The sequence below is a fragment of the Streptomyces sp. NPDC017676 genome (assembly GCF_044329325.1).
Lineage (GTDB): Bacteria > Actinomycetota > Actinomycetes > Streptomycetales > Streptomycetaceae > Streptomyces.
This window is the reverse complement of the sequence record NZ_JBIRJA010000008.1, coordinates 353,725-376,004: the sequence shown is the minus strand read 5'-3', so window position 1 is coordinate 376,004 and position 22,280 is coordinate 353,725. Positions and strand designations below refer to the sequence as shown.

The following is a 22,280-nucleotide window of genomic DNA, read 5'->3' as shown; positions in this document are numbered from 1 at the left end:
CGTCAACAATGAGGTGCATGGATTCAACAAGCTAACGCCCCCGCAAAGATTCTCCGGAAATCGGTTCGCCAGGTTTGTTTCGTGAACCGCCTGAGATATTCTTTGGAATTGTGGTGCATGCTGATGGAGGCAGATTCGTTTCCGTCGACGCCGGTCGTCATCGGGCAGCCGTGTCGCCATGATCTGGGAAATAGTGGTACTGGGTTTTGTACTCAGTCTCGACAATCTCCGAGTATCGATCGCGCTCGGCACGCTCCCATTCGGTTTGAAGCGCGCGGTGCAGGTCGCGCTGACCTTCGGGCTGTGGGACGCGATCATGCCCCTGGTCGGGATGTTGATCGGTCACCAGATCGGGGAGTCCGTCGGGGACGTCGCCGATGTGGTGGGCGCCGCGGCGCTCGGCGGGTACGGTCTCTACCTCGTCATCTCGTCCCTCCGGAACCCCGAGCCGGACGAGCTGGACCACCCGTGGGCGTTGTTCGGCATCCCGTTGACACTGAGCCTGGACAACCTGCTCGCCGGGGCGAGCCTGGGGGTTCTCGGGCTCTCGCCCTGGTTCTCGGCCGCCGTCTTCGGCGGCATGACGGCCGTGTTGTCGCTGGTCGGGCTGCAACTCGGGCGGGCCGCGGCGCGCCTCATCCGCATCCGCTCGGACCTGATGAGCGGGGTCACCTTGATCATCGCGGCCGGCACACTGCCGTTGTGGTTCAACGACTGACCCGCTCGGCCCGGCCACCAGGTCGTCACCGGGCGACAGGTGGCGGACCCGGCCGGTGCGGGCGGGGGACCAGCGGACGGGCGTCGTCCCGCGAGTCGGTGTTGGCGGCCTCGACCGCCCTGGCCACCAGGTCGTGGTCGGGCGACAGGTAACAGACCGGGTCGGTGCGGGCGGCGTCGCCGGTGAGCAGGAACGCCTGGCAGCGACACCCGCCGAAGTCCACCTCACGCCGGGGGCAGCTCCGGCAGGGTTCCGGCATCCAGTCGGTCCCGCGGAACGCGGTCATCACGGGGGCCTCGGCCCAGATCCGCTCCAGCGTGTCCTCCCGCACACTCGCCCGCGGCAACGGCAGGGACTGGGCGGCCGGGCAGGGCAGGACGTCGCCGTTCGGCGTCACGGTCAGCTGCCGGGAGGCCCAGCCGCCCATGCAGGGCTTCGGGTAGCGGCTGTAGTAGTCGGGGATGACATAGATGATGTCCATACGACCCCGCAACCGCTCGTCGGCGGCCCGTACGACGGCCTCGGCCGCTTCGAGCTGGGCCCGGCTCGGCAGCAGCGCGGCACGGTTCCGCCAGGCCCAGCCGTAGTACTGGGTGTTGGCGAGCTCCACCCGGTCCGCGCCCACCTCCTCGGCCAGAGCGAGCACGTCGGCGACGCGGTCGATGTTGTGCCGGTGCAGGACCACGTTCACCGTGAGCGGCCAGCCCAGCTCCTTGACCACACCCATCGCCTCGATCTTGCGCCGGAAGGACGGGACCCCGGCGATCCGGTCGGACACGGTCGGTTCGTCGGCCTGGATGCTGATCTGTACGTGATCCAGACCGGCGGCCCGCAACTGCTCGGCCCTCGGACGCGAGAACCCGAGGGCGCTGGTGATGAGGTTGGTGTAGAGGCCCAGGGCATGGGCGTGCGCGACGAGCCGCACCAGGTCGCGCCGCAGCAGGGGCTCCCCGCCGGACAGGTGGCACTGCAGGACTCCCAGGTCCTCGGCCTCGGTCAGCACCCGCAGCCACTCGTCGGTGGTCAGCTCGTCCCGGTAGTCGGCCAGGTTCAGCGGGTTGGAGCAGTAGGGGCAGGCCAGCGGGCAGCGGTAGGTCAGCTCGGCGAGCAGCCCGAGGGGGCTATCCATCGGTGAGCTCCACCCAGCGCCGGGCGACGAGCCGGGCCAGGAACTGCCTGACGTCGTCGTCGGGGACGGATTCGTAGCGCGCGCCCAGTTCGCCGACGATCTCGGCCACGGTGTGCCGCCCGTCGCACAGTTCGAGGATGGCCGCGCCGCTGCCGTTCAGAACCACCACCGTCTCGGGGTGCAGCAGGACCTTGCGCTGCCTGGTCCGGCAGAAGCTGAGCCGGACGTGGGCCGCCAACCGGGGCCGGTCCGAGCCGGACACCCCGGCGCCGGGCCGGGTCGTGCTGCTGCTCCGGGTCGTGCCGGTAGGGGTCGGGTCCATGGTGCTCACTCCACGTAGGCCTGGTCGATGGCGTCCATGAGGCTCCACAGGACATCGCACTTGAACGACAGCGCGTCGACGGCGCGCGCCTGGGCCTCGGCGGAGAGGCAGTGCGCGGTGACCACCTCCAGGGCGTGCTCGCAGTCGCGGGGGGCCTGCTCCAGGCGGGCGCGGAAGTAGGCGAGGCCCTCGGGGGCGATCCACGGGTACCACCGCTCGAACGCGGCGAGCCGCGCCGCCATCAGGTCGGGCGCGAACAGCTCGGTGAGCGAGGACGCCACCGCCTCCACCCACGGGCGGGTCCGGGCGAAGGTCACGTAGGCGTCGACGGCGAACCGCACCCCCGGTACCAGGTGCCGGTGGTCCCGGACCTCCTCACGGGTCAGCCCGGCGGCCTCGGCGAGGCACAGCCACGCCTCGATGCCGCCCTCGCCCGCGGCAGTGCCGTCGTGCTCGACGATCCGCCGGATCCAGCGACGGCGAACCTCCACGTCGGGGCAGTTGGAAAGGATCGCGGCGTCCTTGCGGGGGATGTTCTCCTGGTAGTAGAAGCGGTTGGCCACCCAGCCCTGGATCTGCCGGCGGCTCAGTTGGCCTGTGTTCATCCGGACGTGGAACGGGTGCTGGTCGTGGTATCGCCGCGAGTGGGCCCGCAACGTCTCGACGAAGCCGTCGGCGCCGGTTGTGATGGTTGTCGTCGTCACGCCTCCACCCCCTGACCTCCAGGCCGTCCACGGCCACCCCGCGAACGAGCCGTCGGGCGGCGCCGGACCTGTCCGGCGCCGCCCCACATCCGCTAGTCCTCCAACCGAGCGAGGTACATGGTCACCTCTGCCGCGACTGTGATCTCGTCGAAGTCGGGCGTCTCCCACACAGCGAGCTGAGACTCCATGGATTCACCTCCTCTCCGCCGGACGGCAGGCTCCGGTTCCGTGCTACGACGGCTCCGGAAGGGCGAACACGATCAGGGCGCTTCCGTGCCCCGCGCCGAGCATGCCGGGGAGGAATCCCTCGGCCCATCCGCCCCATCCGACCGGCACAGCGACGTACTGCCTGCCGTCGACCATGTAGGTGGTCGGGCTGCTGTGATGGCCGCTTCCGCACTGGAACTGCCACAGCAACTCCCCGGTGCGGGCGTCGAGTGCGTTGAACTCCCCGGAGGGCTCACCGGCGAACACCAGGTCACCGCCGGTGGCCAGGGTCGAGGCGCACATCGGGAGGTCGTTGCGCCAGCGCCACTTCTCCTCGCCGGCGCTGTCGAACGCGCTGATGGACCCCGCCATGTCCCCGATGTCCACCTGCACGCCCGCACCCCAGTACGGGATGCTCTCCTTGAACTCCCGCCGCCGCCGGGTGGCCGTGGCGCCGGTGTCCTGGACCGGGACGTAGAAGAGCCCGGTCCTCGGACTGTAGGACGCGTGGGTCCATTCCTTGGCACCGGCCGGACCCGGGTAGAAGTGGACCGGTTCTCCTTCCTTGTCCGGGTACACCTTGGCCGTCACCTGGCCGTCCCTCGTGATCGCCCCCCAGGTGATGCGGTCGACGAAGGGAGTGATCCCGACCCTCTCGCCGTTCGTGCGGTCGAGGACGAAGAAGTAGCCGTTCTTGTCGAAGTGCCCCAGCAGTTTGCGTCCGTCCTGCTCGAACAGGATGCACTCGCCGATGCTGTCGTAGTCCCACACGTCGTGCGGGGTGCACTGGTAGTGCCAGCGGATCTGGCCGCTGTCCACGTCCACGGCGATGATGCTGTCGGTGAACAGGTTGTCGCCCTCGCGGACCTCGCCGTCGAAGTCGGGCGCCGGGTTGCCGGTGCCCACGTACAGCAGGTTCGTCTCCGGGTCGAAGGTGCCGGTGATCCAGCAGTTCGCCCCGCCCCGTGCCCAGGCCTCGCCGTCGGCGGGCCAGGTCTCCGAGCCGGGCTCCCCGGGCTTGGGCACCGTGTAGCAGCGCCACTGGTGCTCGCCGGTTTCGAGAGCGAACGCGTCGAGGTGGCCGCGTACGCCGAACTCGCCGCCGGAACTTCCGACGATGACCATGTTCTTCACGACCAGAGGGGCGAGCGTGGCGCTCTCGCCGGCCCGGACGTCCCCGTAGGTCTTGTCCCAGACCTGCTTGCCGGTGGTGGCGTCGAGCGCGAGCACACGGGCGTTCGCCGTGACGAAGAAGACCTTCCCCTGGGCCACGGCGACCCCGCGGTTCACGTTCCCGCAGCACAAGGACACGTCGAAGGGGACCGCGTGCTTGTACCGCCAGATCTCCACACCCGTCTTGGCGTCGAGGGCCCAGACCCAGCCGTCCCAGCCGGAGAGGAACATGACCCCGTCGACGACGATCGGGGCGGCCTCGAACGAGTAGGTCGACGCGCCCGCGATCAGTCCGGTCGTGCCGGCCTGGAAGACCCAGGCGGGGACCATGCGCTTGACGTTGTCCGTGTTGATCTGGTCCAGCGGGCTGTAGCGTTGCCCGTTGTAGGCGCCGTAGTAGGTGAGCCAGTTGTGGGGCTCCTGGCGGGCATTGAGTATGCGCTCGTAGTCGACACCGGCCACTACCGGCGGCGCGACGTCTCCACCGGGGGTCTTGTAGTTCAGGGTTCCCTGGTCGACGGCCTCACCCGCGTCGACGTAGTCGGCGTAGTCGACGGTCATTTCCTCCACCTCCTGCTTCTGCCTACGGCCGCGGCTGTTCGGGACGGTCGAGGCGAGCCTCCGGTGGAGCGTCTCCCAGGACCACTATGGATCCGGTCAGCCCCCGGCCCTCGTCGTTGCCCGTGGGAGAGCCGAACCAGTAGTAGCCCGGACCGTCGAGGTTGAGGTGCGCATGCCCGTGCGAATGGTTCACCAGCCAGATGAACTTCCTGTCGCCGTTGCTCGGCAGAAGTGCGCAGTGCGTGTTCTTGTCGTCATTGACGAGCTCCAGCTCGATATCGCCTCCGTGGGGCATGACAAGAATAGAAGGATCCCAGCTCAGCTCGTCCGGGTGGATGCGAATTGTGGCCTTCATGCGGCCGTCCGGTTCCTCAGTGGCCTGCCCGATGTTCCCGGTTCCCAGCACTTGACCCAGCGCTGCTTTGTTCTGTGTGGCCAACCCCAGCTTGTCCAGCAGGTCGGCTCGCTCGTGCGCGGTCGTCGTCATGGGGGCTTCTCTCCCCTCACCCGATTCCCTGCATTTTCTCTTCGCGTCGCGAGCTGCCCGGCTGCAATCGGCACTCAGGAAGCGCGCCACGCTGAATGAATAACAGCGGAAAGGATGTGAAGTCTGTACTCAGGAAAGACGCTACGCCGGACGGATCACACCGACAAGGTGCGTCCTGGTTCGGGCCGACTCATGCCGTTCGTCCGCGACCATCTGCCGTTCGTCACCGATGTGCCACCGCTCGGAGCAGCCGGGCCGCACTGCGACGCGTCGATCAAGCGAGGTCGTACCGATCGAGGTTCATGACCTTGGTCCATGCGGCGACGAAGTCCCGCACGAACTTCTCCCGTGCGTCGTCGCCGGCGTAGACCTCCGCGACGGCACGCAGCTCGGAGTTCGAGCCGAAGACGAGGTCGACGCGGCTACCGGTCCACTTGACCTCGCCGGTGACGCGGTCGCGCCCCTCGAAGGTTTCCGCATCCGCGGATGCCGGCGTCCATTCCGTGCCCGTGTCGAGCAGGTTCACGAAGAAGTCGTTGGTCAGCGACCCGGGCGCCGAGGTGAGGACACCCAGCGGCGACTGCCGGTGGTTGGCGCCCAGCACCCGCAGGCCACCCACGAGGACGGTCATCTCGGGCACGCTCAGGTCCAGCAGGTTCGCGCGGTCGACCAGCAGGTGCTCCGACGACAGCCGGCTGCCCTTGCCACGGTAGTTGCGGAACCCGTCCGCGGTCGGTTCGAGCGCGGCGAAGGACTCCACATCGGTCCACTCCCGCGTCGCGTCCGTGCGTCCCGGACTGAAGGGGACCCGGACGTCGTGGCCGGCGGTCCTGGCGGCCTGCTCGACGGCGGCGGCTCCGCCGAGCACGATAAGGTCGGCCAGCGAGATCCTCTTGTTCCCGGTCTGAAGACTGTTGAAGGACTCCTGGATCTCCTCCAGTGTGCGCAGCACTCGTGCCAGCGTTTCGGGGTCGTTGACCTCCCAGCCCCGCTGCGGCTCAAGGCGGATGCGCGCGCCGTTGGCTCCACCCCGCTTGTCGCTGACGCGGAACGTCGAGGCCGACGCCCACGCGGTCGAGACGAGCTGGGAGACGGACAGCCCGGAGGCGAGGACCCGGCTCTTGAGCGCGGCGACGTCCGCATCCCCGACGAGCACGTGGTCCACGGCCGGGACCGGGTCCTGCCAGAGCAGCGTCTCCCGGGGAACCAGCGGTCCGAGGTAGCGCTGGACCGGGCCCATGTCGATGTGGGTCAGCTTGAACCAGACCCGGGCGAACGCGTCCGCGAGCTGGTCCGGGTTCTCCAGGAAGCGTCGCGAGATCGACTCGTAGACGGGGTCCGACCGAAGCGCCAGGTCCGTCGTCAGGATCGTCGGGGCGTGTGTCGTCGACGGATCGTGGGCGTCCGGCACGGTGCCGGCCCCGCCGCCGTCCCTCGGGATCCACTGCCACAGACCAGCGGGGCTCAGCTCCAGGTCCCACTCATAGCCGAACAGGGTCTCGAAGAAACTGTTGTCCCATCTCGTCGGGGTGGGTGTCCACGTACCCTCAAGCCCGCTGGAGACGGCGTCCCTGCCCTTCCCGGTGCCGTAGCTGCTCTTCCACCCCAATCCCTGCTCCTCAAGGGGAGCGCCCTCGGGTTCGGGGCCCAGGCAGGCGACCGGGTCGGCCGCGCCGTGGGTCTTGCCGAACGTGTGACCGCCCGCGATGAGCGCGACGGTCTCCTCGTCGTTCATGCCCATGCGCCGGAACGTCTGGCGAATGTCCCGGGCCGCGGTGACCGGGTCCGGGACGGTGTTCGGGCCCTCCGGGTTGACGTAGATGAGGCCCATCTGGTCGGCGGCCAGAGGGCGCTCCAGCTCCCGGACGCCGTCGTGACGTTCGTCGCCGAGCCAGGCGTGCTCGGGACCCCAGTAGACGTCCTCGTCGGGCGCGAAGACGTCCGCACGGCCGCCGGCGAAGCCGAAGGTCGTGAGGCCCATCGTCTCCAGGGCGCGGTTGCCCGCGAAGATCATCAGATCGGCCCAGGAGATCGTGCGGCCGTACTTCTTCTTCACCGGCCAGAGCAGCCGGCGCGCCTTGTCGAGATTGCGATTGTCCGGCCAGCTGTTCAGCGGCGCGAAACGCTGCAGGCCGGCGCCGGCGCCACCACGGCCGTCACGGGTGCGGTACGTACCTGCGCTGTGCCAGACCATCCGGATCACGAGCGGCCCGTAGTGGCCGAAGTCGGCCGGCCACCACTCCTGCGACGTCGTGAGCACCTCGTCGACGTCCCGCGCCAGAGCGTCGAGGTCGAGCGTCCGGAACTCCGCGGCGTAGTCGAAGTCCTCGCCCATGGGATCGGCCATGGCGGGGTGCTTCCGGAGAACCGCCAGGTTGAGCCGGTCCGGCCACCAGGCGCGGTTGCTCGGGCCCCCCACCGCGTGACTGCGGTGCCCCGCAGGGGCGGAGAGGCCGAGGCCGCCCCCGCCCCCGGCGTTCATCCCGCCGTCAACGGCATCCGGACTGTCAGACACGGGACTCTTCCTTCCGGGAACAGAGGTTGTACGGGGACACTCAGATGCCCAGTGCACGACGCAGGACCGGCGCGTGCCGCCGGGAAACCGGCACCATGGCGTTCGCCCGGTCGTCCATGACCAAGGACAACTCGCCCTTGAGCCCGCGCTCGATCTCGCTGACGCGGCTGAGGTTGACCACATACCGGCGGTGAACCCGCAGGAAGCCGACATCCGCCAGCTCGTCTTCGAGTTTGTCCAGACTCAGTGAGGTGACTCGCAGTCGCCCCTGGTCGGTGGAGAGCCAGACGTCGTTCCCCTGCGATTCGGCGAAGGCCACTTCCGGCAGCCGCAGCAGCACCATCCGGTTGTCCCGCACCGCGACCAGTCGGCGCGGCTGCGTCGGAAGGTGCACGACCCGCTCCGCCTGGGGCAACTGCACTCCGTCGGTGGCACCGAAGGAGACCAGGTTCCCGATCAGGCGTCCGGAGGAGAAGACGGGTCGGATGCTGATCGATGTCGGTTCGTCGGCGAGGTGGGCGAAGATCTGCGTCGAGCCGACCCACTCAGGATTGTGGACCGCCTGCCCGGCGGCATACCGGGCGGCAGTGATCAGTTCGGGCACCCCGGGGTTCCATCGCAGCGTGGGATCGACCGCCGGAGTGCATGCCGGGACGCCCAGGAGCACGCTTGCCATGTCGTCGGCGATCACCACCTTGCCCGCGGTGTCGACCGCGGCGAGTGCCGTACCGGACTGTGCTCTGGCCCGGGTGTAGGCCGCGACCAGCTCGGCACCGCTGTCCCGGGCGCGCCTCTTCAGGGGGCACTGAGTCATGGCAGCCGCGTTCGCCAGCCAGCTCTCCGTCGACGCGGGAAGCCGGCTGCGCCAGCGGCAGACGTTCAGGACCGCGATCGGTTCTCTGGTCACCACGTCGCGCACCGCGATGCCCGCGCCGACCCAGTCGTGGAGCACCTGGCACCAGTGCTCCGCACCCCTGATCGTCACCGGGCCGTGCGCCTCCAGCGCCGTGCCCATGCCGTTCGTGCCGACCGCGCACTCCGACCAGCAGAACCAGGGCGCCAGATTCGGGTCGCCGGCCCTGGCGAGCGTGGCTTGGTCACCCCACTCGGCCAGGATCCGGCCGGTGGCATCGGTGACGGTGACGACGCCACCGAGGTTGCCCACTTCGTGTGCGAGGGAGGCCGCACGGAACCCCAGCTCAGCGAAGACGACATCGCGCTCCGGCGTATGGTCGAGCTCCGCGACGGCCACCGGAGCCTCGGTGAGGTGAGGATCGACCCTGTACTGCTCTCGGCAGCGATGCCAGGAGATCGCCACCAGGGGCCGGACATCCGGGACCTCGTCCTTGCCCTGCACGAACCGTTCCCACGCCGCGAGCACGGTGCCGCCGTCCAGGTGCGCCGAGCCGCGCTCAAGCCGATGTACATCGCTCATGGTTCAGAACCACCCTGGTCCATCCCCGACACTCGACGGCATGCGCGCCATGCGCGCCGTCCGCCGTCCGTGGTCCGCCGCCCGTCGCGGCCGGGCCTGCGGCCGACCGGGCCCCGCGTCGCGCGTCTTCCTGCTGCGTCACTCGTTCAAGGCTGTGTTACCGCACTCCCCACCCTAGGTACCGTTGTCGGCCCGCGCACTCCCCTCTCCAGGCCACCTGCACGAAAATGCCGCTTCCTGGGCGTGCGGGGCGAGCGCGGTGATCTCTCGGGTACCCGGTGGAAACGGCTGCGGTCCTTCCCAGCCGCCCTTCCGTGAGCCGTCATGGTGGTTGGACGCATAGCCGGCCCCAGAACTATGGTGCCCCGCCACATGTGCCGCTGACCTGCGTCTTCTTACCGTGTGCCGACACGTACCCGTCCCCACCGCACACGAGGAAGTGGCGCACATGGCCTCCGGAACCACCGCTCCCCCACCCCCCGCCAGCCTCCCCAGAATCGTCGCCGCGAGCCTCATCGGGACCACCATCGAGTGGTACGACTTCTTCCTCTACGGCTCCGCCGCCGCGCTGGTGTTCAACAAGCTGTTCTTCCCGGGCTCCGACCCGCTCGTCGGCACGCTGCTGTCGTTCCTGACGTACGCCGTGGGCTTCGCGGCCCGCCCGCTGGGCGCGCTCGTCTTCGGGCACTACGGTGACCGGCTGGGACGGAAGAAGCTGCTGGTGCTCAGCCTGCTGCTGATGGGCGGGGCCACGTTCGCCATCGGTCTGCTGCCCACGCACGCCACCGTCGGCACCGCCGCGCCCGTGCTGCTCACCGTGCTGCGGCTGGTGCAGGGCTTCGCGCTCGGCGGCGAGTGGGGCGGCGCCGTCCTGCTGGTGTCCGAGCACGGGGACGCGCGGCGCCGCGGCTTCTGGGCCTCCTGGCCACAGACCGGCGCGCCGGCCGGGCAGCTGCTCGCGACCGGTGTGCTGTCGCTGCTCACCGCCGTACTGTCCGACGACGCCTTCGGCACGTGGGGATGGCGGATCCCCTTCCTGCTCTCCGGTCTGCTCGTGCTCGTCGGTTTGTGGATTCGTCTGTCTGTCGATGAATCGCCCGTCTTCAAGGAGGCGCTGGAGCGGGCCGAGGCCCGGCGGGACGGCGCGCAGGAGAAGCTGCCGCTCGTCTCCGTGCTGCGGCACCACTGGCGGGACGTCCTCGTGGCGATGGGCGCCCGCATGGCGGAGAACATCAGCTACTACGTCATCACCGCCTTCATCCTCGTCTACGCCACCACCGCGGCCGGCGTCTCCAAGCAGACCGCCCTCAACGCCGTACTCATCGGCTCGGCCGTGCACTTCGCCGTCATCCCGGCCTGGGGCGCGCTGTCCGACCGGGTCGGCCGGCGCCCCGTGTACCTGCTCGGCGCGGCCGGAATCGGGCTGTGGATGTTCCCCTTCTTCGCGCTCGTGGACACCGGCTCGTTCGGGTACCTGATCCTCGCCGTCACCGTCGGACTCGTGCTGCACGGCGCCATGTACGCGCCCCAGGCAGCCTTCTTCGCCGAGATGTTCGCGACGCGGATGCGGTACTCGGGCGCGTCCATCGGCGCGCAGTTCGCCTCCGTGGCGGCCGGCGCGCCCGCCCCGCTCATCGCCACCGCGCTGCTCGCGGACTACGACAGCTCCACCCCGATCGCGCTGTACGTGATCGCCGCCGCCGTGCTGACCCTGATCGCGGTGGGTCTCGGGCGGGAGACGCGCCACCGCGACCTGGCCCGGATCGAGGGTGAGGGCGGGGAGCCGTCCGCGGCGAGTCCGGCCACCGAGGCGCGCACCGTCTGAGCGGCGCCGTCGCCCGCGTCCGTGCCGACCGGCCCTCGCCGGCACCGCACCGACGTTCTGACCGGCCCCCGCGCGGGGCCGGTCAGTGGCGTCCCGGGGTCGCCAGCCGGTGCAGTCGCAGGGCCAGCTGGATCTCCAGGGCCCTCGCGGGCGTCTGCCAGTCCTCGCCCAGCAGGCGGCCCACGCGCTCCAGCCGCTGCGCCACCGTGTTCACATGGACGTGCAACGCGTCCTTGGTGCGTGCCGGGCTCATCCCGCCCTGGAAGTAGGCGTCCAGGGTCCGCAGCAGTTCCGTGCCGCGCCGCTCGTCGTACGACACCACCGGGCCGATGGTCCGCTCGACGAACCCGGCGATGTCCCGTTCGCCCGCGAGGAGCAGGCCGAGGAAGCCGAAGTCCTCGGCCGCCGCGCCGTCCCCGGCCCGGCCCAGCAGGTGCAGCGCGTCCAGGCAGCGGCGGCCCTCGGCGTAGGCGGCCGCCACGGTCTCGGGGTGCGCGGCGAGGTCGGTGACGGGTGCGGAGGCGCCGACCGTGACCGGCTGGTGGACGGCCGTGCCCAGATGGCGGGCGGTGCGGCGGGCCACGTCCGTGGCGGTGTCGCCGGCGCCGAGCGGCAGCAGCAGGACCGTGCCGCCGTCGCGGGCCGCGGCAAGGCCCTGCCGGGTGGCCGCGAGGTGGGACGCGGCGGACCAGAGCCGGCGGCGGGCCGCGGCCTCCTCGTCGGCGTCGGCCGCCGGGCCGTCGAGGCGGGCGGCGAGGACGACGTGGGTGGCGTCCAGGTCCGCCTGGAGGCGGCTGGCGCGCTCGCGCAGCAGCCGGGGGTCCCGGTCGCGCGCGTCCAGCAGGTCGTCCAGCAGCTCGCCGCGCACGCGCTGTTCGGCCTCGGCGGCGGAGCGGCGGGCGAGCAGCAGCAGGGAGGTGACCATCGCCGCGCGCTCCAGGGTGCGCTGGTCGACCGGGTCGAGGCCGGGGTGGCCGCGCAGGACCAGCGCGCCGAGGAGTTCGCCGCCGGCGGCGACCGCGGCGATCCAGTCGCTGCCGTGCCGTACCGCGTGTCCCTCGGCGCGGGACGCCTCCAGCGCCTCGGGCGGTGCGGACGCGGCCTCGGTGAACTCGACGGTTCCGGCGAGGACCTGGGAGACGGCGGCGGCCACGTCGTGGACTCCGCCGCCGCGCAGGACGAGTTCGGCGAGCCGGTCGTGGACGTCGGACGCGCGCTCGATGACGGCGCTGCGGTCGCGGATGATCTCGTTGGCGTGCTCCAGGCCGGCCAGGGCGGCGCGGGTCTCGGTGAGCAGGTTGGCGGTGTCGATGGCCGCCGCGGCGAGCGCCGCGAAGGAGCCGAGCAGGGCGATCTGCCCGCGTTCGAAGACCCTCGCGCGCCGGTCCGCCGCGAACAGGACGCCGATCACGTGCGGGCCGAGCATCAGGGGGACGCCGAGGATGGCGACCAGCCCCTCGTCGCGGACGCCGGCGTCGATGGTGAGGGTGTGCTGGAAGCGGGCGTCCTGGAAGTAGTCGTCGGTGACGTACGGCCGCGCGGTCTGGGCGACGAGTCCGCCGAGCCCCTCTCCCATGCCGAGGCGCAGTTGCTGGAAGCGGGCGGAGACGGAGCCCTCCGTGACCCGCATGTAGGTGTCACCGCGGGCCGGGTCGTTGAGGCTGAGGTAGGCGACGTCCGTGCCCAGCAGGGAGCGGGCGCGCTGCACGATCGCCTGGAGCACTGCGTCCAGATCACGCAGTCCGGCCAGGTCGTGGGCGGTCTCGAAGAGCGCCGACAGCTCCGCCTCGCGCCGTCGGCGGCCCTCCAGCTCCGCGCGTACGCGCAGAGCGAGCAGTCTGGCCTCTTCCAGCGCGGCGACGCGGTCGGCCGGCTCGCCCTCGACTCGGGCGCGCAGCACGGGCTGCTCGTAGGCCTCGACGGAGGCGTCGCGGGCCAGCAGGTCGAGGTACGGTGCCTCGGCGCTGCCGCTGGGTGCCGACTGCAGGTGATCGCGGGACATGGTCACAGGATTCCGTATGGGCCACCCGGCCCGGCAGCCCTGTGGAAAACTCCCGGAGCCGGTGCCGCCGGGCCGGTCAGTGGGCCGTCCACCCGCCGTCCAGGACGAGCGAGGTGCCGGTGACGAAGGACGCCTGCGGGCTGCACAGGTAGGCCACGGCCTCGGCGACCTCCTCGGGTTCGATGAGCCGCCGCACGGCGCTGTCCTTCAGCAGGACCTCCGAGAGCACGCGGTCCTCGGGGATGCCGTGCGCCTGTGCCTGGTCGGCGATCTGCTTCTCGACCAGTGGGGTGCGCACATAGGCCGGGTTCACACAGTTTGAGGTCACTCCATGGGCGGCGCCTTCCAGGGCGGCCGTCTTGGACAGTCCTTCGAGGCCATGTTTGGCGGCCACATAAGCGGACTTATAGGCCGAGGCACGCAGACCATGGACGGAGGACACATTGACGATCCGGCCCCAGCCCTGCGCGTACATGTGCGGGAGGGCGCCGCGGATGAGGCGGAAGGGCGCCTCCAGCATCACGGTGAGCACCGTGTGGAACACCTCGGGCGGGAACTCCTCGATGGGCCGCACGAGTTGCAGGCCGGCGTTGTTGACCAGCACATCGGTGCCGGCGGCGGCGCGTTCGGCGGCGTCCAGGTCGGTGAGGTCCACGGCCACGGGTACGACGGTGCCCGCGAGGTCGCCGGTCCGCTCCGCCTGCTGGGCCAGCTCGGCCAGGCCGGCCGCGTCCCGGTCGACGGCGCGCACCTCGGCCCCGGCGGCGGCGAGCCGCAGCGCGCAGGCGCGGCCGATGCCGCTGGCGGCACCGGTGACGAGTGCGGTGCGCCCGCCGAGGTCGAGGCTGAGGGGCTGGGGTCGGGGGCCGGGCCCTGGAAGGGGGGTGGGCGAGGTCATGTGCCGACCCTAAGCGGAGCCCCACGGTCACCACATATGGTGACCACCCATACTTCAGCCGACAGTCATAGGGTCAAACCATGTGGGTGCATCCGACATGGCTTGCTTGATCCGGAAGAGCCCGAACTCATTCAGTTCGGGCAGCGCGTCGACCGTGAACCAGCCGACCTCCAGCGACTCGTCGTCGTTGACCCGGGCCTCGCCGCCCACAGCCCGGCAGCGGATGGTGATGTCCATGTACTGGCATGTGTCGCCGTTGGGATAGGTCACCGGGTCCAGCGCCTGCACCAGGACGACCCGCTCGGCGACGCAGTGCACCGCCGTCTCCTCGAAGACCTCCCGCACCGCACAGGCAGCGGGCTGCTCGCCCGGCTCCGGGATACCGCCGATCACCGACCACTTGCGCGTGTCGGACCGCCGGCCGAGCAACACCCTGCCCTCGTCGTCGAAGACGATCGCGGTGACCCCGGGGAGCCACAGCAGCTGTTGACCGGCGGTTGCCCTGAGCGTGCGGATGAAATCGGGAGTAGCCATGATCCCGACCCTAGCGGGCCGGTGCACCACGTCAGGGCCGGTTCAGGGGTCGTATGACGGTCATACGGCGGTCGTACGGCACGCGTACGACCTGCGTACGGCTACGCGTCACCGGCGCGCCGGGCGCGCAGTCCGGACCCGATCGCCCAGCCGATCCCGCCCGCGGCCACCAGCACCAGGGCGATCTCCGGGAGGATGCCCAGCTCGGTGGCGGGGGTCGTGGACGTGCGCAGCGGCACCTTCTGGACGAGATAGGCGGGCACGAACATGCCGGTCTTCTGGGTGATCCGCCCGTCCGGCATGATGACCGCGCTGACCCCGCTGGTCACCGGCACGGTCACGGTGCGGCTGTGCTCGACGGCGCGGATGCGGGACATGGCGAGCTGCTGGTAGGTCATCTCGCTGCGGTCGAAGGTGGCGTTGTTGCTCGGCACGGAGATCATCTCCGCGCCGTGCGTCACCGTGTCCCGCACGGCCCAGTCGAACGCGGCCTCGTAGCAGGTGGCCAGGCCCACCTTGGCGCCGTCGATGTCGAACACGCCAGGCTTCGCGCCCCGGCTGAAGTCCTGGTGGACCATCTCGGTCCAGCTCTTGTTGATCGCGCCGACCAGCGAGCGCAGCGGAAGGTACTCGCCGAAGGGCTGGATCTGCCGCTTGTCGTAGGTCAGTGTCGGTCCCTTGACCGGGTCCCACAGGATCTGTTCGTTGAGCAGCTTCCCGTCCCGCTCGACCACGCTGCCGACGGAGATGGGCACGCCGATGTCCTTGGCCGCCTGGTCGATGACGGCGGCGGCGTCCGGGTATGCGAAGGGGTCGATGTCGGAGGAGTTCTCCGGCCAGAGGACGTAGTCCGGCTTGGCGGCCTTGCCCGTCCTGATGTCGGCGGCGAGCTTGTGCGTCTCGCGCGCGTGGTAGTCGAGCACGGCGCGCCGCTGGGCGTTGAACTCCAGCCCGGCGCGCGGCACGTTGCCCTGGATGAGCGCCACGGTCGCGGTGCCGTCCTCCGCGGAGTCGCTCACCAGCGTACGCGCGGCGACCGCGCCCACCACCGGTACCGCCACGCTGAGCAGCGCGGCGGTCGCGGCGGCGCGGCGCACGACCCGGTTCCGGCGCCGCTCGGCGATCAGCCGGCCGGCCTCGTACAGGCCGAAGCCGCACAGGACTACCGCGAAGCCGAGCACCGGGGTGCCGCCCAGCGCGGCGAGCGGCAGGAAGACGCCGTCCGCCTGGCCGAACGCGACCTTGCCCCACGGGAAGCCCTGGAAGGGCACGCGCGCGCGTGCCGCCTCGCCCGCCGTCCACACGGCCGCGGCCCACACCGGCCAGGCGGGCAGCCGGGAGACGGCGGCGACGCCCACGCCGACCAGCGCGATGAAGACCGCCTCGATGGCGACGAGCGCCAGCCAGGGCAGGGGGCCGACCTCCACGCTGGTCCACACCAGCAGCGGCAGCAGGAAGCCCAGCCCGAAGAGGTAGCCGAGGCCCAGGGCGGCCTTCCAGCTCCGGCCGCGCAGCACCCAGCCGAATCCGGCGAAGGCGGGCAGGGCCAGCCACCACAGGGCGCGTGGCGGGAAGCTGACGTAGAGCAGCACTCCGCAGAGCACGGAGGCGGCGGCCGGGACCAGGCGCAGCAACCGGCCACCGCGCGCGCCGGAGGTGCGGCGCGGCTGGAGCTGGTCCGACTGGTCCACGGAAGTAGCGGTGACGGTCACCCGGGTGAGTGTACGGCGGGTGACGTCACCGCCGACAGCGCGGTCGGGCCCCCGTACACCGGCGTTCGCCGCTGGTCGGCGCCTGTTCCCGGGGTGGCGGGATGGTCCTCGCGACGCCGCGGGATCGCCGTGTTGCTCCGCACACGTCCCCAAACCGGTCATGAGCCGTTACGGTGTGCCCAGCTTCGGCGGCGCGGCCGGACCCGGCGCGCGGCCGTGGCCTGCCACAGGTCGGGGGACCGGGTACGAGGGGCGGCGGGTGGGGTCGACGGGGACGGGGTCCGCGACCGGTGCGTACGGTGCGGATGCCCACAGCACGCGAAGAAACGTTTCCGACGGGACGGGCATGATCCTGTTGGGCGCCTGCGCCGGGTGGTCGCTGATCACCGCGGCGGCCCACGACGGGCGGCCCGAGGGCATGCTGCTCGCGGTGCTCGCCGTGGCCGCCGGGTATGCCGCGGGCCGGGTCTCCGGCGCGCTGTTGCCGGTCGCCGCGCCCTGCGCCGGGGCCGGCGCGGGACTCGCCCTCGCCGTGACGCTGCCCTCGCTCTCCCCCGGTCCCTGGTACGCCGCTCCGCTCGGGCACGCCGGTGCCACGGCCGCCCTGCTGACGCTGGCGACCGGGGCCGCGTGTTGTGCCGCCTGGGCGACGGCCGTACCGGTCCTCCGGCTGGCGCTGCGGGCGCTCGCCTGCGCCGTCGTGGCGGCCGGGGCGGTACTGGGGTCGACGGCGGGCTGTGTGGCCAGCGCCGTGGTCCTGCTGTGCTCGCTCGCCGCCGGCTCGGCGCGCAGCCGGGGCGCGTGGCTGGCGGGGACGGCCGGGGCTGCGGGCCTGGTGGCGGCGACCATCTGGGCGGTCGCGGGGGAAGCGCTGCCCGGCCACCTGACCGGGGTGATCGAAGGGCGGTTCAGCGCGCACCGGGTTCGGCTGTGGCGGGACGCCCTGGAGCTCGCGGGCCGCAACAGCGGTCTCGGGATCGGCCCCGGCCGGTTCGGCGACCTGAGCCCCGGGGCACCGCGGACCCTGCTGTCCGACGGCAGACCGCACTCGGCTCCCCTGCAACTGGCGGCCGAGCAGGGCCTGGTCGGGGTGTTCCTGCTGGTCGCCGTGTTCTGCTGGGTCCTCTACGCGCTGTGGCGCACCCCGCGCCCCACGCCCGTCGCCCTCACCGCCGCCGCGGCCCTGACGGCGCTGGCCGTCCTCTCCTCGGCGAGCAACGCCCTGAGCTTCACGACGGTGACGTCAGGCGCGGCCCTCCTGGCCGGCTGGGCCACGGCCCGCCCGTGGACGGGCCGGACGGCGGCGCCGGGGCTTTGAGCGGGGGCCGGTGAGCGCCATGGGTGCCGGCTGCCGGCGCGGGCGTCCCGGCGCGACGGGTCAGGCCGCCGTCCCCGGTTTGATCGTCCGCAGGCGGTCCCGGATGACCCGTACCGCCGTTTCCGCGTTGTCCACGGTGATCGTGAACGTGTGGCCGTCCCACAGGCGCAGCACGATGCCCTCACCACGGCGTACGACGACCGCGGTCCCCTTCTCGGGGCGCCAGCGGTAGCCCCAGCCGCCCCAGTGCCGGGGGGTGACGAGAGCGGTGAAGTCGGCGCCGGCCACGTGGGAGAGCGGGATGCGGCGGCGTGGCAGGCCCATGTGCCCGCAGCGCACTTCGACGCACTCCTTGTCGAGCTTGAGGTCGACGTGCACGAAGGCGAGCGTGCCGAAGAGAACCAGTAGGCCGGCCGCGATGCAGCCGACGACCGACATCACGAGCGGGGCGGTGCCGGAGCTCCAGGCCGAGTCGACGGCCAGCTCGATGCCGAGCGCCATGCAGGCGGCACCGACCAGCGCGAGCAGCCACTGGACCCGGTTGGTGGCGCGTCCCGTCCAGACGTCCGGGCGCGGGGTGTCGTCGGCGTCGGGGTGGTCCCTCATGTCTACGAGGTTACTCAGGTTTCGCAGCGCGGGTAGGGAGTGGCACAGGGTGACTGGCCCGGCCGGGGCACGGCGGACCGCGCCGCCGGGCCGGTTCCGCGCCGGTCAGCGCACGGGGCTGACGGCCTGGAGGAAGCGGCCTTCGTCGTAGGAGAGCGCCGTGTCCGGGAGGGTCGCCTCGCGGCCGCTCAGCAGCACCGTGAGCGTGGTGTCGGCGACGGCGGCCGGGACCGACTCCGCTCCGATCCGACGCAGGGCCTGGGCGGCCACCGCGCCGGCGGTGCCGTGCAGGATGAGCGGCGGACGGCCGGGCCGCTGGACGGCCGCCCGGATGCGCTCGGCGACCAGCTCGTAGTTGGTGCAGCCGAGGACGAGCGTGGTGACGTCGTCGGGGGTGCGGGCGGCGGCCGAGGCGATGGCGGCGTCGATCGCCGCGTCGTCCGCGTGGTGCACGGCGTCCGCGAGGCCGGGGCAGGCCACCTCGGTCACGGCCACGCCCGCGGCGAACTCCTCGATCAGACCGCGCTGGTAGGCGCTTCCCGTGGTGGCCGGGGTCGCCCAGATCGCGACGGGCCCGCCGCCCGCGGCGGCCGGCTTGATCGCCGGTACGGTACCGATGATCGGCAGGTCCGGCTCGAAGCGGGCCCGCATCGCCGGCAGGGAGTGCACCGACGCCGTGTTGCAGGCGACGATCAGGACGTCGGGGTCGTGTGCGGCGGCGGCCGCGGCGACGGCGATGGCCCGTTCCGTGATGTCCTGCGGGGTGCGCGGTCCCCAGGGCATGCCGTCCGGGTCCCACGACAGTACGAGATCCGCGTCGGGTCGCAGTCGACGTACCGCGGCGGCGGCGGGCAGCAGGCCGATTCCGGAGTCCATGAGCGCGATCTTCACCCGGCCACGATAGACGATGCGTGCTCATGAGCCGGTCGGGTGGGGCAGACTGCGGCCGTGAGCGCCTTCCTGTGGATCACCGTCGTATCACTGGCCGCCTGGTGCTGGCTGTTGCTGGGCCAGGGCTTCTTCTGGCGCACGGACGTCCGGCTGCCGGGGCGCCGGGACCCGGACGCGTGGCCGTCGGTCTGTGTGGTCGTACCGGCCCGTGACGAGGCCGCCGTGCTGCCCGCCGGCCTGCCGTCGCTGCTGACGCAGGACTATCCGGGGCGGGCGGAGGTCTTCCTGGTGGACGACGGCAGCACGGACGGCACCGGGGACCTGGCCCGCGAGCTGTCCCGGCGGCACGGCGGGCTGCCGCTCACGGTGGGATCGCCGGGGGAGCCGCCGGCGGGCTGGACGGGCAAGCTGTGGGCGGTGCGGTACGGCATCGGGCTGGCACGCGCGCGTGACCCCGAATACCTGCTGCTGACGGACGCCGACATCGCACACGCGCCGGACAGCCTGCGCGAGCTGGTGGCGGCGGCCGAGACGGGCGGTTTCGACGTCGTGTCACAGATGGCGCGGCTGCGGGTGGCGAGCCTGTGGGAGCGGCTCGTGGTCCCGGCGTTCGTGTACTTCTTCGCGCAGTTGTACCCCTTCCGGTGGATCGGCCGGCCGGGCTCGCGCACCGCCGCGGCGGCGGGCGGCTGCGTCCTGCTGCGCGCGGACATGGCCGAGAAGGCGCGCATCCCGGAGGCCATCCGGCACGCCGTCATCGACGACGTGGCGCTCGCGCGCGCGGTGAAGGGCTCGGGCGGTCGTGTCTGGCTGGGGCTGGCCGACCGGGTGGACAGCGTGCGCCCCTATCCCCGGTTGCGCGACCTGTGGCGGATGGTCTCGCGCAGCGCCTACGCGCAGTTGCGGCACAGTCCCCCGCTGCTGCTCGGTACGGTCGCCGGGCTCGCGCTGGTGTACCTGGTGCCGCCGGCCGCCGTGGCCGTGGGCGCGGCGGGCGGCAGCGGGGCGGTCACGCTCGCCGGGGCCGCGGCGTGGGCGGTGATGGCGGGGACGTACGTGCCGATGCTGCGCTACTACCGGCAGCCGCTGTGGCTCGCCCCGCTGCTGCCGTTCACCGCGTTCCTCTATCTGCTGATGACGGTCGACTCGGCGGTGCAGCACTACCGCGGGCGCGGGGCGGCGTGGAAGGGCCGCACCTACGCCCGCCCGGACGCCGTGGCCGACGAGGGCTGAGCCCGGTCACTTGCGGCCGGGCGTCCAGTTCATGCCCCAGCCGTAGGCGCGGTCCATGGTCCGCTGCGGGCTCGATCCGCGTTCCGGCACCAGATACCGCGCCTCGCGCTGGACGAGCAGGTCGCCGCCGGTGTTGGTGATCAGAGCGAGCGCGCACACCGGGGAGTCGACGGTGCACTCGTCCAGCGAGAACTCGATGGGTGCGCCGTGCTGCGGCTGGAGGGTGACGGTGGCGTGCAGGTCGGCGAAGGAACGGGCGCCCTCGTAGATGGTGACGAAGACGAGGATGCGCCGGAAGTCCTGCTTGTGGTCGAGGTTGATGGTGAGGTTCTCGCCGGCCGCCACGGCCCCGGTGCGGTCGTCGCCGTCGAGGTGGATGTACGGCGGCCGGTGGAGCGAGCCGAAGGCGTTGCCGAGCGCCTGTACGACTCCCTTGCGGCCGTCGGTGAGTTCGTACAGCGCGCACAGGTCGAGGTCGATGTCGCCACCGCCGCCCGCCCAGCGGCCCCAGCCCGTGGAGTGTGTGCGTGTCTGCCAGTTGAGGTTCACCCGCATCGCCCCGGAGGTGCCGCCCTGCTTGGCCAGCGAGACGGAGGGGGCCGCCTTGGTGAGGGTGACCTTGGAGAGGCGGACGGGCTGGGCCGGGGGCGGCGGGGCGGGGGCCGTGGCGGGGCGCGGCGGGGTGGTGACCGGGGCCGGCGCGGCGGGCGGCGCGGCGCGCTGCGGTTCGTCGACGGTGATGCCGAAGTCCGTTGCCAGGCCTTCGAGTCCGCTGCTGTAGCCCTGGCCGACGGCGCGGAACTTCCAGCCGCCCTGGCGGCGGTAGAACTCGCCGAGCACGAAGGCCGTCTCGACGGTCGCGCCGGGGCTGTCGAAGCGGGCGACCACCTGGCCCGAGGCGGCGTCGGTCACCTCGATGGAGAGGTCCGGGACCTGCCCGAAGGTTCCGCCGTCGGCGGAGGCGGCGAGGACGATCCGTTCCACGGCGCCCTCCACGCGCGCGAGGTCGGCCCACAGGGTGTCGGTGACCCGTCCGCCGGTGGTCCGCTTGCCCTCGTGGCGCACCGCGCCGGAGGAGTGGGCGGGCTGGTTGTAGAAGACGAAGTCCCCGTCGGAGCGCACCTTTCCGGCGACGAGCAGCAGCGCCGAGGCGTCGGCGTCCGGAATCCCGGGGCCGGAGCGCCAGCCCACTTCGACGCGCAGTGCCGTGGTGGGCACCGGTGTGTTGGATCCTTTCGGCATTGACATGTCCGCCCCCATCACGTGTCGGCTTCCGGGTCTCGCCCCGCGTCCGTGTCATCCCTACCCGCACAACCTATTGCCGGGCGCGTCGCCCGCCCATGAGCGGCACAGGAAGATCGCCGGTCAACCGCCGGTAACCCGGGACGAACTCGGCCTTTACACGATCCAAACGTGGATCGGCGTCCCTTTTTGCCAAGTTCGCTCGTATTGGGGATCCCAGGCTCCTGCCGACACGGAAAACAACCCTCTTATCGGTCTCCCCAACCAGCACATCGTGGGCTTAACTTATGTGCCATGACCTCCCCCCGCTCCACTTATGGTGGCGGCTACTACTCCGCCTCCTTCCCGGACACCCCGATCTACGACTCGCTCGTCGCCGAGCGGGGCACCCCGCAGATCGCCCCGATCCGGGTCCCCGCCGCCTACGACACGGGCAGCAGCCTGCCCGCCCTGCCGTCGGCCCTCCCCGCCCTCCCGGCGGCACCGGCCCAGCAGCAGCCCCCCGCCTACGGCTACCCGCAGCCGCAGCAGCCCGCACCGCTGCAGCAGGCGCCCACGGCGTACATCCCGCAGCAGGCCAGCGCCCCGCGCGGCTACCCCGGTCCGCAGGCCCCGCAGCAGCAGCGGCCGATGGCACCGGGCAACGGGTACGAGGCCATGCGCCCGGCCGCGCCGCGGCCCGCGCCGGCTCCCTACCAGGACCCGTACAACAACCAGCAGTACCGCGGTTACTGACCGCTCGCGCCCCGGCTGTCCGTGCCGCCTGGC

Annotated in this window: 20 protein-coding genes; 5 read left to right on the top strand and 15 right to left on the bottom strand. The window is 71.7% G+C overall.

Annotation, left to right across the window (positions count from 1 at the left end):
* The first annotated feature begins 178 nt into the window (after positions 1-178).
* A complete protein-coding gene (locus ACH4LD_RS20175; RefSeq protein ID WP_398056227.1) occupies positions 179-718 on the top strand; it encodes a manganese efflux pump MntP family protein in 540 nt (179 codons plus the stop codon).
* 25 nt (positions 719-743) lie between these two features.
* On the opposite strand, the gene pqqE is transcribed toward ACH4LD_RS20175, so the two are convergent.
* The 8 genes from pqqE to ACH4LD_RS20135 form a co-directional block, all read right to left on the bottom strand.
* Positions 744-1,847, bottom strand: a complete 1,104-nt coding sequence (gene pqqE, locus ACH4LD_RS20170) for a pyrroloquinoline quinone biosynthesis protein PqqE (protein ID WP_398056228.1) — start codon at positions 1,845-1,847, stop codon at positions 744-746.
* Positions 1,840-2,169, bottom strand: coding sequence for a pyrroloquinoline quinone biosynthesis peptide chaperone PqqD (gene pqqD / locus ACH4LD_RS20165; RefSeq protein WP_132790969.1), 330 nt, complete (start codon positions 2,167-2,169; stop codon positions 1,840-1,842). The genes pqqE and pqqD overlap by 8 nt, the downstream gene beginning before the upstream one ends.
* Before the next feature lie 5 nt (positions 2,170-2,174).
* Positions 2,175-2,873, bottom strand: coding sequence for a pyrroloquinoline-quinone synthase PqqC (pqqC, locus tag ACH4LD_RS20160; RefSeq protein WP_398056229.1), 699 nt, complete (start codon positions 2,871-2,873; stop codon positions 2,175-2,177).
* A gap of 92 nt (positions 2,874-2,965) precedes the next feature.
* Entirely contained in the window at positions 2,966-3,061 is a 96-nt protein-coding gene (gene pqqA / locus ACH4LD_RS20155) for a pyrroloquinoline quinone precursor peptide PqqA (protein ID WP_103816136.1), read from the bottom strand.
* A gap of 43 nt (positions 3,062-3,104) precedes the next feature.
* Positions 3,105-4,814: a PQQ-dependent dehydrogenase, methanol/ethanol family gene (locus tag ACH4LD_RS20150; protein ID WP_132790965.1), complete on the bottom strand. Its 1,710-nt coding sequence runs from the start codon at positions 4,812-4,814 to the stop codon at positions 3,105-3,107.
* A 22-nt stretch (positions 4,815-4,836) separates the two neighbouring features.
* Positions 4,837-5,301 (bottom strand): MSMEG_3727 family PQQ-associated protein, encoded by a 465-nt coding sequence (locus ACH4LD_RS20145; RefSeq protein ID WP_132790963.1) that lies wholly within the window; start codon positions 5,299-5,301, stop codon positions 4,837-4,839.
* Between the two features lie 274 nt (positions 5,302-5,575).
* Positions 5,576-7,816, bottom strand: coding sequence for a catalase/peroxidase HPI (gene katG / locus ACH4LD_RS20140; RefSeq protein WP_398056230.1), 2,241 nt, complete (start codon positions 7,814-7,816; stop codon positions 5,576-5,578).
* A 40-nt stretch (positions 7,817-7,856) separates the two neighbouring features.
* The gene (locus ACH4LD_RS20135) at positions 7,857-9,251 is read right to left on the bottom strand and encodes a LytTR family transcriptional regulator DNA-binding domain-containing protein (protein ID WP_398056231.1); all 1,395 of its coding nucleotides are present in this window, start codon (positions 9,249-9,251) and stop codon (positions 7,857-7,859) included.
* Positions 9,252-9,699: 448 nt separating this feature from the next.
* On the opposite strand from ACH4LD_RS20135, the gene ACH4LD_RS20130 reads away from it, so the two are divergent.
* Complete coding sequence (locus ACH4LD_RS20130) at positions 9,700-11,076, top strand: MFS transporter (protein ID WP_398056232.1); 1,377 nt, start codon at positions 9,700-9,702, stop codon at positions 11,074-11,076.
* 82 nt (positions 11,077-11,158) lie between these two features.
* On the opposite strand, the gene ACH4LD_RS20125 is transcribed toward ACH4LD_RS20130, so the two are convergent.
* From ACH4LD_RS20125 to lnt, 4 genes are all read right to left on the bottom strand, one after another.
* Positions 11,159-13,078 (bottom strand): helix-turn-helix domain-containing protein, encoded by a 1,920-nt coding sequence (locus tag ACH4LD_RS20125; protein ID WP_398056233.1) that lies wholly within the window; start codon positions 13,076-13,078, stop codon positions 11,159-11,161.
* A gap of 76 nt (positions 13,079-13,154) precedes the next feature.
* Positions 13,155-13,976 (bottom strand): 3-hydroxybutyrate dehydrogenase, encoded by an 822-nt coding sequence (locus ACH4LD_RS20120; RefSeq protein ID WP_398056234.1) that lies wholly within the window; start codon positions 13,974-13,976, stop codon positions 13,155-13,157.
* Positions 13,977-14,030: 54 nt separating this feature from the next.
* Complete coding sequence (locus ACH4LD_RS20115; protein ID WP_132790953.1) at positions 14,031-14,510, bottom strand: NUDIX domain-containing protein; 480 nt, start codon at positions 14,508-14,510, stop codon at positions 14,031-14,033.
* Positions 14,511-14,611: 101 nt separating this feature from the next.
* Positions 14,612-16,222 (bottom strand): apolipoprotein N-acyltransferase, encoded by a 1,611-nt coding sequence (lnt, locus tag ACH4LD_RS20110; protein WP_398056235.1) that lies wholly within the window; start codon positions 16,220-16,222, stop codon positions 14,612-14,614.
* Between the two features lie 346 nt (positions 16,223-16,568).
* On the opposite strand from lnt, the gene ACH4LD_RS20105 reads away from it, so the two are divergent.
* Positions 16,569-17,540 (top strand): O-antigen ligase family protein, encoded by a 972-nt coding sequence (locus tag ACH4LD_RS20105; RefSeq protein ID WP_398056236.1) that lies wholly within the window; start codon positions 16,569-16,571, stop codon positions 17,538-17,540.
* A gap of 60 nt (positions 17,541-17,600) precedes the next feature.
* Here the strand turns inward: ACH4LD_RS20105 and ACH4LD_RS20100 are convergent, their stop codons facing one another.
* Positions 17,601-18,146: a hypothetical protein gene (locus tag ACH4LD_RS20100; protein WP_132790947.1), complete on the bottom strand. Its 546-nt coding sequence runs from the start codon at positions 18,144-18,146 to the stop codon at positions 17,601-17,603.
* Between the two features lie 105 nt (positions 18,147-18,251).
* Positions 18,252-19,037 carry a glutamate racemase gene (locus ACH4LD_RS20095; protein WP_398056237.1) on the bottom strand — a complete coding sequence of 262 codons (786 nt, stop codon included), beginning with the start codon at positions 19,035-19,037 and terminating at the stop codon, positions 18,252-18,254.
* Between the two features lie 39 nt (positions 19,038-19,076).
* Between ACH4LD_RS20095 and ACH4LD_RS20090 the strand changes: the two genes are divergently transcribed.
* Positions 19,077-20,270, top strand: a complete 1,194-nt coding sequence (locus ACH4LD_RS20090; protein ID WP_398056238.1) for a glycosyltransferase — start codon at positions 19,077-19,079, stop codon at positions 20,268-20,270.
* Positions 20,271-20,276: 6 nt separating this feature from the next.
* On the opposite strand, the gene ACH4LD_RS20085 is transcribed toward ACH4LD_RS20090, so the two are convergent.
* Positions 20,277-21,530 (bottom strand): TerD family protein, encoded by a 1,254-nt coding sequence (locus ACH4LD_RS20085; protein WP_398056239.1) that lies wholly within the window; start codon positions 21,528-21,530, stop codon positions 20,277-20,279.
* A 276-nt stretch (positions 21,531-21,806) separates the two neighbouring features.
* On the opposite strand from ACH4LD_RS20085, the gene ACH4LD_RS20080 reads away from it, so the two are divergent.
* Complete coding sequence (locus ACH4LD_RS20080) at positions 21,807-22,247, top strand: DUF6643 family protein (protein ID WP_132790939.1); 441 nt, start codon at positions 21,807-21,809, stop codon at positions 22,245-22,247.
* The last annotated feature ends 33 nt before the right edge of the window (positions 22,248-22,280 follow it).